Source organism: Bradyrhizobium uaiense, assembly GCF_010811875.1.
GTDB classification, from domain to species: Bacteria; Pseudomonadota; Alphaproteobacteria; order Rhizobiales; family Xanthobacteraceae; genus Bradyrhizobium; species Bradyrhizobium uaiense.
Window position 1 is genome coordinate 13,628 of sequence record NZ_VKHP01000020.1, and the last position, 14,833, is coordinate 28,460.

General features: G+C 57.5%; 11 protein-coding genes. 5 read left to right on the forward strand and 6 right to left on the reverse strand.

Annotation, left to right across the window (positions count from 1 at the left end; translation table 11 throughout):
- Positions 1-559: 559 nt before the first annotated feature.
- Together FNJ47_RS07785 and FNJ47_RS07790 are read right to left on the reverse strand one after the other, a co-directional pair.
- Entirely contained in the window at positions 560-913 is a 354-nt protein-coding gene (locus FNJ47_RS07785) for a hypothetical protein (RefSeq protein ID WP_163152277.1), read from the reverse strand.
- 267 nt (positions 914-1,180) lie between these two features.
- Positions 1,181-2,419, reverse strand: a complete 1,239-nt coding sequence (locus FNJ47_RS07790; protein ID WP_163152279.1) for a cytochrome P450 — start codon at positions 2,417-2,419, stop codon at positions 1,181-1,183.
- Positions 2,420-3,355: 936 nt separating this feature from the next.
- On the opposite strand from FNJ47_RS07790, the gene FNJ47_RS07795 reads away from it, so the two are divergent.
- Positions 3,356-4,234 (forward strand): radical SAM/SPASM domain-containing protein, encoded by an 879-nt coding sequence (locus tag FNJ47_RS07795; protein ID WP_163152281.1) that lies wholly within the window; start codon positions 3,356-3,358, stop codon positions 4,232-4,234.
- 1,068 nt (positions 4,235-5,302) lie between these two features.
- Here FNJ47_RS07795 and FNJ47_RS07800 read toward each other — a convergent pair.
- The 3 genes from FNJ47_RS07800 to FNJ47_RS07810 form a co-directional block, all read right to left on the reverse strand.
- The gene (locus tag FNJ47_RS07800; RefSeq protein WP_163152283.1) at positions 5,303-6,043 is read right to left on the reverse strand and encodes a hypothetical protein; all 741 of its coding nucleotides are present in this window, start codon (positions 6,041-6,043) and stop codon (positions 5,303-5,305) included.
- A gap of 1,716 nt (positions 6,044-7,759) precedes the next feature.
- The gene (locus tag FNJ47_RS07805) at positions 7,760-8,200 is read right to left on the reverse strand and encodes a VirK family protein (RefSeq protein WP_050420720.1); all 441 of its coding nucleotides are present in this window, start codon (positions 8,198-8,200) and stop codon (positions 7,760-7,762) included.
- Positions 8,201-8,336: 136 nt separating this feature from the next.
- The gene (locus tag FNJ47_RS07810) at positions 8,337-8,567 is read right to left on the reverse strand and encodes a response regulator (protein WP_163152285.1); all 231 of its coding nucleotides are present in this window, start codon (positions 8,565-8,567) and stop codon (positions 8,337-8,339) included.
- Between the two features lie 969 nt (positions 8,568-9,536).
- On the opposite strand from FNJ47_RS07810, the gene FNJ47_RS51095 reads away from it, so the two are divergent.
- Positions 9,537-9,881: a hypothetical protein gene (locus FNJ47_RS51095; protein ID WP_235999636.1), complete on the forward strand. Its 345-nt coding sequence runs from the start codon at positions 9,537-9,539 to the stop codon at positions 9,879-9,881.
- A 1,657-nt stretch (positions 9,882-11,538) separates the two neighbouring features.
- Here FNJ47_RS51095 and FNJ47_RS07820 read toward each other — a convergent pair.
- Positions 11,539-11,766 (reverse strand): hypothetical protein, encoded by a 228-nt coding sequence (locus FNJ47_RS07820; RefSeq protein WP_163152287.1) that lies wholly within the window; start codon positions 11,764-11,766, stop codon positions 11,539-11,541.
- 99 nt (positions 11,767-11,865) lie between these two features.
- Here FNJ47_RS07820 and FNJ47_RS07825 point away from each other — a divergent pair, with 99 nt between their 5' ends.
- Genes FNJ47_RS07825 through FNJ47_RS07835 form a run of 3 tightly spaced genes read left to right on the forward strand, consistent with a single transcriptional unit; the run spans position 11,866 to position 14,678 of the window.
- Positions 11,866-12,555, forward strand: a complete 690-nt coding sequence (locus FNJ47_RS07825; protein ID WP_163152289.1) for a response regulator — start codon at positions 11,866-11,868, stop codon at positions 12,553-12,555.
- Positions 12,556-12,581: 26 nt separating this feature from the next.
- On the forward strand, positions 12,582-14,036 hold the full coding sequence (locus tag FNJ47_RS07830; RefSeq protein WP_163152291.1) for a type II and III secretion system protein family protein: 1,455 nt from the start codon (positions 12,582-12,584) through the stop codon (positions 14,034-14,036).
- A gap of 9 nt (positions 14,037-14,045) precedes the next feature.
- A complete protein-coding gene (locus tag FNJ47_RS07835) occupies positions 14,046-14,678 on the forward strand; it encodes a CpaD family pilus assembly lipoprotein (protein WP_163152293.1) in 633 nt (210 codons plus the stop codon).
- Positions 14,679-14,833: the final 155 nt, after the last annotated feature.

Consider the following 14,833-nt stretch of genomic DNA (forward strand, 5'->3'; position numbering starts at 1 on the left):
GCTTGGCTGACGAGTAGCTGACCAAGAACGTTCTCCAGGGATGCGCAAAAAAGCGTATGTCGCCTGTGGTTTCATTTCCCGTCGCAGCTCCTGTGTTGCTGAAGTGCGGGGATGACCGCGTGAGTTGCCGGATAGTCAGCTGAAGCACATGACCGCGGACTGACCTGTCCTGGTCGTGATCTGCTTTGCCGAATGCGACAGTACCGGCCGCGAGGCGATCCGTGATCATCCTGCCTCCTGACCAGTGGTGTGTTCACACGAACTGGACGAAGCCATCCAAATGCTGGAGAGCACCAGGCAACGCTGTGGTCGGGCAGAAATTGGCCAGCGAAGATTGATCAAGACCTACGGCCGCCCCGTACGCGTCTCACTATCCGGCAAGGAGACTTCGAGAAGAGTTTACGAAGCCAGCGGCCACGCACCGCCCCTGACGAAGCGTAGAAAGCCGATCAGCAACAACATTAGCCCCGGCCGAAGCGAGCAGAACCGACGATGCGCAGGTCTTTTGCAACTACATCTCGGCGAAGCTGGTACCCATCCAGGCTCAGTCAGATCAGCCTCATAGACATACGGCAGCGAGCGTACCAAGCGCACCGAGCATCAACCTGATCAGCGAACCGGTCGTCGAAACGTCTCTAAAGAGGAGAAGAGTGAGTATCGGCTCGACAACCAGAATAGCTCCCACCGATATTGCGACAATGATCCAGATATTCTTCAGATGCATGTAGCCCAGCACGTATCCGAAAACGAGAAGGATGCCACCGAAAGATATCAGGAGAAACATCGGCAGGAGCATTGTCACATCCCCGCCGGCCTTTCCAAACCGCCTTGAGGCAATCAACTCGGCGATGATCGAAATCGCTTCTCCAAGGAAAATCGCAGCCACCGCTACAATCTTCAATATCAAGCTCATCGGCTGTCCATGGCGGCCCGGATATGGGGAATTGGAGGGCACCGTTGGTGTTGCTTTTTCGCTTGTCAGGCGCCTGCACGGCGCCGGGCCGGCTCACCTGTCGCTCCTTACGCGGGCTCGTCAACGCCTGCCTGATTGCCGACCGGCTCGCGACATGCAGCGATTGTTTGGCGCCGATCAAGCCGCTTTCGCTAGCGGCGTCAACGAATGCGGTTCAAGACGAGCCCAACCGCACCGCGTGCCGCCTGCCGCCGACGCGATCAGGGACTAGGCTGCAATCCGCACTGGGAGTGAGGAATAGCCGTGCACGAAATTAGATGCGATTCGCTCGGGTTCGCCGACAACGCTTACGTCTAGCCCTGCACGCAATATTTCGTCCCAGAGGATGTTCAACTGCAGTTGTGCAAGATGCCGACCAACGCACCGATGGATACCAAATCCGAACGATAGATGCTGCCGCACATTCTTGCGGTCGATCACAAAGCTGTCGCCATTCTCGATGACTTCTTCATCCCGGTTGCCAGAGATATACCACATAACGACCTTGTCGCCCTTGCTGATCTGCTTGCCGCCCAGAATACAATCTGCCGCCGCGGTGCGGCGCATATGGGCGATCGGTGTCTGGTATCGAATAATCTCCGACACGGCGCTCGACACGAGCGCAGGGTTATCGCGCAGTTTTCGCAGCTCGCCGGGGTACTGATTCATGAATAAGACGCCGCCGGTCATCGAGTTGCGGGTGGTGTCATTGCCTCCGACGATCAGCAGGATCAGATTGCCGAGAAACTCATCCGGCTTCATATGGCTCGTGTCGGGCGAATGTGCCATCAAAGAAATCAGGTCCAGGCGCGGCTCGGCATTAATGCGCTCGTTCCAAAGTCGCGTGAAATACTCAAGACATCCGGACAGGATTGTCCTTCGCTTTTCCCAGCTGTCGATGGCATGGCCGGCTCTCGGAGGTGTAACAGCTACATCTGACCAATAGGTCAGGAGCCGTCGGTCTTCGAAGGGAAAGTCGAAGAGCGTGGCAAGCATCTGCGTCGTCAGCTCGATCGAGACCATATTCACCCAATTGAACGGATCATTGCGCGGCAACCCGTCCAGAATCACCCTGACCCGCGAGCGGATCAGACTTTCAAACTTCGCCAGGTTATCCGGTGCAACTATCGGACTTACGGTATTGCGCTGCCCGGCGTGTTTTGGAGGACCCATCTTAATGAAGCTCGGGGTCCAGTGCTCGTCAGGCACATCGACGATCGTGACACCCTGTTCTGACGAGAATGCCTTATGGTTTGTATCCACCGCGACAATATCGCGGTACTTCGTGACGGACCAATAGGGGCCATAGCAGCTGTCTTGGCAGTAGTGAACGGGATCCTCCCTTCGCAGCCGCTCGAAGTACCCCCATATGCTATCATCCTGAAAGCGCTTGGCTTCGCTAACATCCAGCTTGCTCAGCGGGATACTCGACGCCTCATCGGCTCTACGTGCCGATCTCGCTTTCATGATGGTCTCCGCAGATTTTGTTCATTCGAGAGCATACGGGTCCGCATAGTCGCTCTCCACGACCGCCCTGATGTGTTGGTTGCGAGCATGTCCTCGCTCCAACAGAGTATCTCAAAGCGCGAGCCGGCCTCTCCTACCATTTCTGGCAGGACAGATCGCATTGACTTTCTAAGTCGATCCAATCCAGTAGACCTTAGAACCATCACGGCAACGCTGGCATCGCCTGAGATCGGCTATATCGTTGCTCGAAATCAAATAGCTGACATGCCACCACAGCTTTCCAGGTCTTGAAGATCTCAAATGCGAACCTCTTTGGCTCCTCACGGCCGCATTGAAGCTATTTTTGGGCCGCAGCGCGTGCGGCGACAATCATTAGCGCTGCTCATCCTCCATGACACCACTTAGCCGCAGCACCACCGAGAGTACGCAAATGTTCTGTTCGACCCGACAAACGCCTGCTTGATCCAACATCCTGGCGGGCAGCCCAGCAACTGAACGAGACAGGAGCTCTCGAGGACGATCGTCTCCGAGGCTACGATGCTCAATCGCTATCCACCCAGTTCATGGCCGCGGAACCATTCGCAAGGACGATGGCTTGCGCGACAAGTAAAAAGGATGGTCCGGACCCTGGCACCGTCATAGGCAGAACTCCAAATAGCCCTTTCGCCCGGTCAGCTTCTGATCAGCATCGCCGCTGCTCGGCAAGCTCTGCGCAGACCATTGCGACGAGGAGGCCAGGCCTGGCACCCGGCTCACGCGAAAGCTAGACGAGGATGTCAGTGACAGCGAACGGTACTATGCGCAGTCAGCACGTAGAAAGCGGTATCGACCCCGAGAGATCGGTGCCACGTTCAGCAAGCGCGTTGTCGAACCCGGCGCATTGCCGACCGCCCCTTGCCCTCCTTCCAGCAGTTCGACCTGAAAGGATCAAAGAGAATGACGGCATACCCGACGACGTTGCAGAATCTGCGCGCGGCCGATCCTGGTAGCAAGGTATTGGAGATAACCACGACCACCGGCTGCATCGTCAGATGTTCTTATTGCTCCCAGGACAAGTTTGCAGATCGCCAAAGGCTCGTATCCCAAGCCAAGCATCTGGGTGTTCAGGATTTCAAGCAATGTCTCTCACGCGTACCGACAGCTACCGGCATTAGTTTTGCCGGATATTCGGAGCCCTGGTTGCATCCGCATTGCACCACGATGGTTGAGCATGCTTACGCACGCGGCCACGACGTCCGGATCTTCACGACCCTTGTTGGTATGAACGGAACTGACGTTCGGCGCTTGCAAGTGCTCCGGTTCAAGACTTTCGTCGTTCACGTACCCGACGACGGCACCTATATGAACAGCCGCCTCGTCGGAAAACACTACATCAATGTCATGCGCCGACTGATTGAGGCAAACATTCCCTCAATTCAATTGGTGGTCCTGGGTAAAATCCATCCTGATCTAGCCGACGTAATCCCCGCCAAAAAGCTACAACGCTTGCGGCCGCTGAGTAGCAGGCGAGGACGTATAGATCCGAGAATGATCACCTCCCGGCAGCCGATCGCCGGCACTCTGACATGCAACGGGAAACAGCAGCATCGGAATGTCCTTCTTCCAAACGGCGATGTTACTTTGTGCTGCATGGATTTTGAGCGGCGTCATGTCCTTGGGAATCTTTTGCGCGACGAGTACGAAGATCTGTTCCAAGGCCAGATATTTAGCGAAATCGCCGACCGCATGAACGGTACGGATGGCTTTCTGCTTTGCAGGACGTGTGAATTTGCCAAACCGGAGCCGGAATGTAGGAGCCCTGCCCGCGCGCTGTGAGAATGGCCATACCGATGGAAGCGGCGCCGCACCAGCTGGACTAGTGCCAGAAGGCGGATCAGAGTCGCGCTTCAGCGAAATGCACGACCGGGGACCAGCCCTTAGGAGAGCTCCAAGGATCGCCTATGTTCAACTGGTGCGACTGGAGGTGGTAGATGCTTTTCCCGCAAGATGCCGGACGATTTGGCTTCGCAGTTGATCTCGTGCCTCTCGATCGATCCAGAAGCCGTCTTCAGTAATTCAACGATCCGCTCTCCAATGGGAGTTCGAACGTACAAGAGAGCGTAACGGGCCTGACCCACATGCCCGCCATGACGAGACCAACGTTGCGCTTGCAATTCAGCGAGGTGGGTAGCTGCAGAATATTCCATCCACGATCGATTACAACGACATCGACTTGCCGATCTTGCCAGGAAAACCCGCACACGGCGGCGCTGGTGCCCTCCCACAAACCATGCGATGTGGGCATCCGACAGACTCGTTCCCCGGGAGGTCATCACCTGCACATCGTGAGAGCTGCCGCAGAATCAACTGCGACATTGTGCGCTGATCTTCCGCTCAATGGGACGCTCATAGCGCAAACAGTATTGGCCGACTGCCGTTCTCATGAGGAGAGGGATTATCCAGCTGAAGGAGCGATACGCTCTCCTCTCATCAATTGAGAACTCGGCCAATGGCAGACCTATCATCACGATGACAGGCGTGGAATCGTCGCGATCGCGAGCTGAGCGTTGGATCGAGATCCCCGCTCCGCATTGCAACTCGAACTTCAGCTCAAATCTTTTGTCATCCCGCGCTGTCCTTTTCGCGACGCGAACACACTGCATCGCCTTTGGGTGCCGCCCTTGTTAGCTATCATTCTCTGTCTTGCTTGGGGGCCAAGTCAGGTTTTGGACAGCCAACGCCAGATTCTGCGCGGCGCTTCCTCTCTTCGCTGTGGGCGATCTGGTTTGTATTCTGTCGTTTGTCCCGCAGGTGTTGGCTCAGTTTTCGAGACGGATAACGACTCCGTCAGCTTACTGTATTAGGGCGCCGCGCCGAGCACACAATCAAGCGCTGCCTTTGATCTTATTCCATATGCAAGGCGTTCCAACCCCTGAGGACCCGGGGTGCCAGTCTGGTATCGACGAGTTTGCTCCAGGACTTGCCTACTTCGATCCAGCGGCATTTTCGCGCGGGCAAGCTCTCCAGCACTTTTTGGGCAATAGGTGCGAGACTCGCAGCTTCGGAGGTTGGGTCAAGGCCAGCATCTGCAAGGATTTTCACGGCTGCCTCTTTGGATCGCATCCACGCCGCTTCGGTGAACCTGCTCTCCGAGAAATACTCGAAACAGGTGCGAAACGTCAGAGCACGGCCGATGACCTTATGGTTTGGTAATCCCGTCTCACTGAGCCATCGGCGCAAATGGTCGCACCATTCCTTGTTGCTGAAGTCGAGAAGATTGCCACCTTCGAAAATCAAAAGCGCCGCCATGCCAGCGATTTCACATCGTACATCCTCATCTTGTTTTTCGAACCATTCGCGGATTGCTTGCAAGGGCGTCCTCGGCATCTCGGCCGCGCCGGTCCGTTTGAACGAGACGACGTTATCCAGTGGGGGCATGCGCGGCCAAGGCTTCCCCTTTGCGTCCCATAAGACCCAACGCTCTGCGATCGCTTTTGCTTCTTCCGGTGATCTGGTCCGCCAAAGCTCCTTGAGCGCCTCGTCGACGTAGTATGAAACATCCGCCTTCAGGCCACGTGTACGCGCGATTGCTGCTAGGCGTCCGGCGTCAAGGAGCCGGGCCGCGAAGTTGTTCTCTGCGTTCATTTTCCGAGGTCTTTCGCGCCCTCTCCAGCGCGTCCCGTTCATTCTGCTCTAACCGTACTACAAGCCTGCCGTTCACGTCGTTGAAAGTTAGCGGCGACGTGACAAGACGCCCGCCGGTATCGGCCGAGCAGACGCCGTCTGCCTTATGTTACGCACCGCTAACTTCAGTGGCCAGCCACGGCCGCAACTTGCGATGGTAGCCATGCCCGGAAAGCCCCTAGGCATGGCTAGGGGTGTGCATTCTTCGTGCCAAGCAATAGTCGACAGTTTGGATGACGTTTGAGTTGGGTTTGTCTGCTTCCCGACATACTAAGGTCTCGATCCTAGCAGTAGAGCTTGTCCGCAGCGGGCTCATCTTGATGCTGCCGTCTCCGCAACCACGCGAGCGACGTCGCTGGTGGATCGAAAAGCCTGCTGTTTTCGCTATTGGCGCTTTAAATCGGCACCCCTGCAACAGCGCTGGGCTCCCTCATGGTTAGTTAGTCCGTCCGGTTCGTAAAAAATTCCTGCTCCAAGCTGGTTGCGGTCACTCTTAGACACACAACCTGCGTTCCAATCATCTCAATAGCAGTCTGGCCATTGGTGATTGTGCCTTCTATCTCAGGCGTCTTCAGAATCTTCCGACAACGACGGCAGTTTAACGTCGCCGGCACGTGCATACGAGAGAGATGCACTGATACCCAATTAGGATAATTTTCATTCGTCGAATTTTGGACAACTTAATGAGCGTATCGCGTGCGGAGATCGACTCTAACAAACAGATCGTTCCTGTCCGAGGCGAATCATTTCTTTCCTTTCTTCCATCGCCAAAAAGGGGATGACTGGCTCTCAACTCTTGACGAGGTCGATCGGTGCCGTGTTGTGTTTGCCTTAATCGAATAAGTAATCTATCGAGTTGGCGCGTCGGCTTCGCCGACTTGGCTCGACGCGCGCCGAGCCTCCCATCCGCCCTTCGATTAGCCCCCTCGCGAGGGGCTCCGCCCCCGGCGCCCACGAGGACCGTTGCGCTCGCCGCGGCCGTCTCCCCAGCCTTCCGCGCTGCGCTTATGCAGGCTGAGTGATCCCCTCGGCAACGTCGTCCCTGCGGCGCCCCCGGTCTCAGTGGGCTGGGCATGACGGTTCAGCGTGGAAGTCTGCGCTGAATCGTTACCCCAAAAGGAAAACTGAAAAATCAAGAATTGCGTCCAAACGACGGCTTAAGCGGCGTGCAAACCCACCGCGGCAGTCGCGGCACGATCTTAAGCGGGATGGTTCAATCACGTGACCACATTTGGAAGCACGAAACTCTCAGATGAAAGGACCAAAAAGACGCGGGATGCATGATACGAGCGCATTGTCGGGCGGCCGAGGAGTAAGCGTCATCATCGCGGGCCAGCAGCTTGAGCGGGTTGAATCCTCACAGGATCGCAGATCAGGTACGGACGTACTTTGGAAAGACCCGTCTGGAATGTTCAAATGACAGGCCTGTCTCCGAACAATATGAGGATAGCCGGAACCGCCGATCTTCCGATAACTGAGGTTCAATGAGGATCGATGGCCGTCGTACGGTACCTTGAGACAGCAAGTTCGTGCACTCGATGCGCTTCAGGAAAAGACGGCCAGAAACAATCTGGCCGTCTCTCACGATCGAAACCATCCGTCATGACCTGCGAAGGGCGTTTGCACGGTTAAAGGATCAAGGTTTCGAAGTGCGTCCTCCTGCGCTGTTCTCTTCGTTTACCAGATGAACTTAGCGCCATCCGGCAGTTCGCAGATGAATTCGCCCTGGTTCACGAGTTCGGTGGTCCCGACGACAAGCTTCGAAGCCCGCACCGTGAGCCTGCCTTCGCGGCTGAGGCTATGGCGGATGTACTCGGTCACGGCATGTCCGGAGCTGTCCACCGTTTGGTGGGCATTGGCGAAGCTAATGCCGTTCTGGGGGGTCACCCTGAAGGCATTGATGACCAGACCAGCCTGAGTTGCCGACGCAGCTTTGCCACCCTCCGCGGCTGTACAGCGGCTCATGTCCAGTACGAGCTTCACATTCTTGCCGGTCTGCAGGGCATGGAGCACCTCGGTGTATTTCGGCGAGGGCTCATCGGCTCTCGCCATCGTGCTCACGCCTACGGTCGAAAGCAAGGACAATACGATCGCCAGTCCTTTGCCAGTACACTTCATACGCTCTTCTCCCTCGATAAGTACCACAGATCGCACGTTGCAAGACGTCGTGTAAGCCGATTGGCGGATTTAAGACGTCAAGCGTGCCTGCGACAAAAGACAATTTGCCGCAACTAGGCGCAAGTGGTTGTAACGGCTATTCCGACGTCACAACCTCGTAGGTCAGGTTTGCTAAAGCGGCTCGCCCCCGTGCGAAATCGACTAGATCGATTTGATCGAGCGTCGGCCGCTTGGAAACCACAAAACGGTAACCGGTCGCGCTCGTCCATTGCAGGTCCGACGGCTGAGAGGATGCCGTTCTTGCATCTTTGTAAGCAAACGACTTGAAAAGAACACGGCGGCCCGTCGCATCCGCCAGCTTGTCCATGTGATAGCCGGGCAAGGACTGCTGCCCCAGAGGGCGTACCCGCAAAGAGGTGGTGGTGGAGCGAACCTGGCGCGGCGGTCCGAACGAGCTCAGTCAAGGGACCCGATCTCGGCCCATTCGAAACAGCAACGACAGAGAGCACAAGACAGCGCCGACTTGTGATCCCTGGCTTTGCGCGTCTTCCTTCTGGCTGACGATCGCCTCACTGACCAAATCCATCCGGCTCCCCTCAAAGGCCAAGGCAAATGGCTTCCTTCCTGGTCCGTCAGCTTCTCGAAAGCTGCGTCTGCAATAGTCTGCGCCAATAGTCGGCACTCGAACGGAGACTGAAATCAATGTTGATCCCCGGAATGCCGCCGACACTCCATTCGAGGTTCACGACGTGCTGCAGCAGCCGAGCCGGATCGACAGGCAATCAGCCGAGCTTAGCGCCCAGACCAGCGCACCCCACACACAGTTCCGAGAATCAAGCAAGCTTTGAGCAGCAGATGGATGACCTGGACCTCAATGACCAGGATTCGGTTTTGCCAAGGTCGGATTCAGTCTCGTCAGTGGCAAGCTCCACAACCGGCACGTCGTCGTCTGCGTCGAACCAGGCGGCCCCGGAAGCCGGTTGCTCTCCAGCCACATCATTTGTCAGCGCGCGCGCCCAACTTGCCGCAACACTGACAGGTGCCACTCTTGAAGCACTCCGGAACGAGATCAACCTTGCCGAGCAGAAATCGGCACGTTGGTCACCGGCGACCGCACCTCCCGTCGATCGGGACCGCGTATTCGAGGACGTGGCGGGCTCGTCATATGTCACACTGCGGCGCTTTCAGAATCAGAACAGCGATTGCAAGCCGCGCAAGGAAGAAAACACAAGCGCAATATCGCATGTCCGTAACACGGCTCGGGATCACTCTTCCGTTGTATACCCGCTAGCTAGAGCGCTATCCTCTGGACCTGGCGCGCCAAGCTGGCTGGCATATGCGCGGCCAGACGACCACATCTGCCTTCGTATCGTTGGTCGAGGATCCGGAAAAACTCGCCGTTTCGCGCGATACTTGGGCGAGAGCGATCGCCAACAATGCGGACGCGCAGCACACCTACACGGTACCGAAGTCCGCGGTCTGGACGCCTGACGACGTGCTGAGCAGCATCGGTCATGGAATGAATGCCGACGATCCGGACCACATCGACGGGGACGTCGATTTGATGTGCTCACTCGGCAGAACTCCAACCCGAGAGACTGAGCGCTTGTTCCTGGGCGGCAATTTGGAGAACTACCGGACCGCCAGCGAAGCAAATCCCTACAAGCGCGGGAGTAATTAATAGATACTCTGTCGACCGCGCCATTTAGCAGGTTCGCTTGGGTTCATGCACCAAGACAACCACCTCAAGGTAGACCTGGAGCACGGCACACCTCACGCGTAACAGTTTGAGCATAGGGCGTGGCGCGACCGATGTCTGATCAACTCACCGATCGAACGGGGCAGCCCCTACGTAATGCGCTACGTGCGGTTGAGGGCTCCGAGAGGGAAAGTCGCACTACGACGGTCGGGAGGAGCTGGCCGTTCGGGGCATCCTGGTATCTTGGCTGCGTTCCGACATCGCACGGCATCAATTTGTTAGTGGCCATCACGGGTGGCCGGAGGCGTGACGAGGTAAACCTCTGAACGCGAAGCATCGCCCCTTTTAGCTGGCTCGACCTGACATTGAACGCGCGATCAACGCTTTGGCCGCGATCGCTTCAGCTATTCACTCGTCTGCGACCGGCGATACTGTTGCAGCAGGGCCGATCCGTCACCTGGATGTGTTCCATCAAAACAATCGATTTTGCTGGTCACACCTAAGCCCCTCATAGTCGACCGCGATCTATGGAGGCAGCATTCAAAATGACGTCTGGTAATCGATTCTCTCCTCAGTTCCTTGATGATCAAATTGGCTCGCGCGATCGCTCGTCCGCATCTCGGCTGTTAGCCCATGCCCGTCACGTGAACGCATACCCGCCCCTGTCTTCCCGCAATATTGCCACGCATGAGGCGGATCCGTCGATCGTCCGATTGTGATGCCATGACTTTTCCCAAAGCCTGGCACGAACGACTGGCTCTTCGTGCACATCCATGGCTCTGGCGCTAAGCTTGATCGGACGGCGAAATGCTCACGACCTGGATAGCGCAAGATCGCCATGCGCAGGTCGATGGTCTGGTCCAAACTGTATCGCCGCTATCTCACAAGGCGTTCGAGCCAGACGGCGCCGCTACAAGCAGTCGTCAAAGGCGCTTGAATCTCACCTAGCGTCAGATTGTAGGATTTCCGACAGTCTCGCGACAGAGCCCGCTCGCGTGAACCCTTCCTGACAGGTGGCAAGAATTGCGAACGTCTCAAAAACTCAATACACGGCCGCTCCGCCTCGTTACACTACTCGATGGCTTCTCCTCAGAGCGTACATCGTGCATCGCTTCTGCGCACAGCGGAGGACGACGCGCCCCACGCGTAGCCAGGCCAGGATCCAGCGGGCGAGAAGAACGCGGGCAGTCGCAATTTTGTCCATGCCGGTCACAAGCCGAGTTCGAGATCAGATTATTGTTTCGTGGTTTACCCCGTGTGACGACACAGAGCCTGCGTAACCACCTCAGGCGATGCGCGCTCGCAACGCCGGACTCGATTCCTCCTTCGTTCGCAGCATTCGCTCCGCGGCGGCATGGGAGGACTCCGGCGCGACCGCACTTCTGGACGGTTGGTACCTTGCGCGGCAATCACCGGCCAACGAGAGGATGTCTATCCAGCCGACAGGCGTATTGATCTTTCGCAGCGCGTGAACTGTCTTAAAAACGCGAAAAACCTTGCATTGCCGTGGCTTGACGACACTACAGGCTCAGCAGCCTAGCAGGACCGACCGCGGATTAAGACGAATTGGGGGAGTTTCCAAATGTCAGCTTCGCTAGTCTGTTCGGCCAATTCAGCCGCTCTCGCCTGCGATTTCGTTTCACTCGCGCGGTTTGGCGCAATCGCTCCTGCAGGCGGCGGCCTCGGCCCACAGATGCATCAGCGTGCTGCCACGGCTTTCAACCTTGTTGGAAATCGCGGAGCTCTTGCCGACATGCAGGATCTTTTGAACGGTGTCGCCGGCGGACGCGATGCGCGGCAGGCCGCCTATCCGATGACGATAGACCGGCAGACATTGATCGCCTGCCGCTATGCTCCATCCTGGCATTTCCGACTTTTCGAATTCACGTCAAAGCGGCCGCCCACCGGGCCACATGGTCAACCGTGACACGCTCAAGTCCTGCCGAGGATGGACGAGAGGCAATGAATGCGAATTCTCCTGGTTGATCATCATGCGGACTTTGGCCGCGCCGTGAAGGAAGCGCTCTTGAATTGCGGCTTCGCCGTTGATGTGACGCGCACACTGGATGAGGCGTCGGCCGCGCTGGAATGCGCGAACTACCACATGGTCCTGCTCGAATCTGTCTTGCCCGACGGAGACGGACTGGATTGGCTGAAGCAGTTACGGCGCGAGGGACGATCAATGCCGGCGATGATGATGAGTAGTCTCAATGATCTCAGCCGCCGAATTGCAACTTTCAATGCAGGTGCGGATGATTTCCTGCCCAAGCCCGTGTCTATCGACGAACTCATCGCCCGCATGCGAGCCATCCTGCGACGATCGACGCAAATGACGGCGCCGGTGGTGACATTTGGCAATCTGCATTTCGACCCGATCGCAAGGCAAGTCTCGGTTGGCGGCCGGATACTGAGAATTGCGCGGCGCGAAGTGTGCATTCTCGAACATCTGCTCAACCGCGCCGGCCGCACCGTGCCGCGCACATCGCTGGAAGATAGCTTGTATGCGTTTGACGACGAGGTCTCGACCAACGCGCTGGAAGTCGGGATCTATCGCTTACGCGCGCATTTGAACCAGGCCGGTGCGACGCTCAGGATCAAGACCGCGCGCGGGGTCGGCTACACTCTTGAACTCGTCGGCGCGGCATCGGCTGCCTAGCAATCTAACTTGAAAGCAACAATCCCTTGAAGGTCGTCAAGAATGCTGCCGGCGCCAATCTGCCGATGGTCATGATCGCGCAACGCTCTGCCGCTCTGCCCCGCTTGTGCTACGTCCTGTGCGGACTTGCTCTGCTATTTCCGCTTGCCGGCGCAGCCGAGACAAAACGGGACGGCAAAGGAGAGCCGCCACGTGCGGCGCCTGGCAGCACCACCGGCACGCTCAACCTCACCTCCTCACAGGGCAAGACGGTTCATCTGAACGCGCCGGCAGCGAGCATTTTTGTTGCCGACCCGGCGATCGCCGACTATCAGGCGCCATCGAGCAGCACGATATTCGTATTTGGCAAAAAATCCGGACGAACCAGCCTGTTCGCCTTGAACGAAAACGGCGAGGCTCTCGCCGAGCTGCGCGTCGTTGTCACCCAGCCGATCGAGGACCTGCGTGCCACGCTGAAGGCTGAGATCGGCGATTATCCGATCCAGGTCAGCTATACCCCACGCGGCGCAATCCTTGGCGGTACGGCTCCCAACGCCGATATCGTCGAGACGGCCAGGAAGGTGACTGAGCAGTTTCTCGGTCCGGGAGCGCTGGTCGTCAACAAGATTCAGGTGGCAGGTTCGCTGCAGGTGAATCTGAGTGTGCGGGTGGCAGAAGTCTCCCGCAGTGCCGTCAAGGACCTCAATATCAACTTCACGGCTTCCGGTCCGAACGGCGCTTTCCTTGCCACCGGAAAAAGTGGCGGTTCCGGGCCGGCCCGCGGCGGCGGCACGATCGGCATCGGGTACAGCGCTGGCAATACCAACCTGAGCGCTGTTCTCGACGCACTCGCCAGCGAGCACCTCGCCTCGATCCTGGCTGAACCGAACCTGACCGCCATGTCCGGGGAATCCGCAAGTTTTCTGGCAGGTGGCGAATTTCCGATTCCGGTGATGCAGGACAACCGGCAAGTCTCGGTCCAATTCCGACAATTCGGAATCAGCCTGGAGTTCGTCCCAACCGTCCTCAGCAATAATCAGATCAATATCCATGTGAAGCCTGAAGTCAGCGAACTGTCGAAAGAAGGCGAGGTCAGCGTCAACGGAATATCGGTGCCCGGCCTCTCCACGCGTCGTGCCAGTACTGTCGTCGAGCTTGCCAGCGGTCAAAGCTTCGCCATTGGGGGGCTCATCAGGCGCAATTTCAGTACCGACATCGGCACTTTTCCTTGGTTAGGCGATGTTCCGATCCTTGGTGTGCTGTTTCGCTCCTCTTCATTTCAGAAGCAGGAGACCGAACTGGTCATCATTGTCACTCCCTACATCGTCCGACCGGGATCTGGCCCGGGCAAGATGAGCGCTCCAACTGATCGCATCGGGCCGCCTTCGGACGCAGGGCGCACCCTGACGAATACGCTGGCTGGTTCATCGAAGGGCCGTGAGGCGGCGCCCGCCACGGCCAGATCGGGTGCGACCATCGGTGCCGGCTTTATCATTGAATGAGGACTGCCAATGACCTTGCGACACCTATGTCTTTTGATCTCAGTTGCGGCGGCCCTTGGCGGATGTGCAAATAGTGCTGCGATTTCTTCCGGACCGGCTGGACAAGCGGCTCGGGTGGAGCAGAAGACCAGTGTCCTGCTGCTTCAAAATCTTCGTCGCAACGAGAGGTACGGCCTGCGGGATTTCATTGCGAATGCCAGCCGCGGCCGGCGCGATGCACTCCAACTCGACGTCGCCGGCTCACCGCGGCTCGTAGCGCAGGTTGCCCATGAGGCGCGCGCGATGGGCATTGCCCCCTACAATATCCGCCTGTCCGCCTCTCCCGTCGATCTACCCGCACATTTCGGAGTCCGGATCGAGGCAATTACCTACGAAGCACATCCTGCCGCCTGTCCGCCGCTCGCTGTCACCGGCCCTTCTCTAGGCGACAATTCGTTCGATCCAACGCTTGGCTGCTCAGTCCGCAATAACCTCGCAGTCATGGTCAACGATCCTGGCGACCTGCTAGGCAATGGCGCCGTCATGCCGACCAGCGGTGATCGTGCAGTGCTTCCCATCACAGCTCGTGGGCCAGCGGCGACCGGCAATCGCAGCAATTTGGAGGAAGGAACCCAAAACAGGGGGGCGCCAGAAACCCAATAAGCGGCTCGCAACATCCGCGCAGGACGAACGACGCTGGACACTCTGGTTTCCATATCAGTCTTGCGATGGGCCGACGAGGCTCCTGGAATCCTGTCTTTGCTCGGCCGTTGTTTTTGGATCGCGCAGCTTGTACCAGGTTCTGCGACAATAGGGTC

What these genes read in the sequence shown, in the direction of transcription:
- FNJ47_RS07805 (WP_050420720.1), bottom strand. Translation starts at nt 8,200, where the DNA reads ATGAAGTGTACTGGCAAAGGACTGGCGATCGTATTGTCCTTGCTTTCG.
- FNJ47_RS07825 (WP_163152289.1), top strand. Translation starts at nt 11,866, where the DNA reads ATGCGAATTCTCCTGGTTGATCATCATGCGGACTTTGGCCGCGCCGTG.
- FNJ47_RS07835 (WP_163152293.1), top strand. Translation starts at nt 14,046, where the DNA reads ATGACCTTGCGACACCTATGTCTTTTGATCTCAGTTGCGGCGGCCCTT.
- FNJ47_RS07790 (WP_163152279.1), bottom strand. Translation starts at nt 2,419, where the DNA reads ATGAAAGCGAGATCGGCACGTAGAGCCGATGAGGCGTCGAGTATCCCG.
- FNJ47_RS07785 (WP_163152277.1), bottom strand. Translation starts at nt 913, where the DNA reads ATGAGCTTGATATTGAAGATTGTAGCGGTGGCTGCGATTTTCCTTGGA.
- FNJ47_RS07820 (WP_163152287.1), bottom strand. Translation starts at nt 11,766, where the DNA reads ATGCCAGGATGGAGCATAGCGGCAGGCGATCAATGTCTGCCGGTCTAT.
- FNJ47_RS07810 (WP_163152285.1), bottom strand. Translation starts at nt 8,567, where the DNA reads ATGGACAAGCTGGCGGATGCGACGGGCCGCCGTGTTCTTTTCAAGTCG.
- FNJ47_RS51095 (WP_235999636.1), top strand. Translation starts at nt 9,537, where the DNA reads ATGCGCGGCCAGACGACCACATCTGCCTTCGTATCGTTGGTCGAGGAT.
- FNJ47_RS07800 (WP_163152283.1), bottom strand. Translation starts at nt 6,043, where the DNA reads ATGAACGCAGAGAACAACTTCGCGGCCCGGCTCCTTGACGCCGGACGC.
- FNJ47_RS07795 (WP_163152281.1), top strand. Translation starts at nt 3,356, where the DNA reads ATGACGGCATACCCGACGACGTTGCAGAATCTGCGCGCGGCCGATCCT.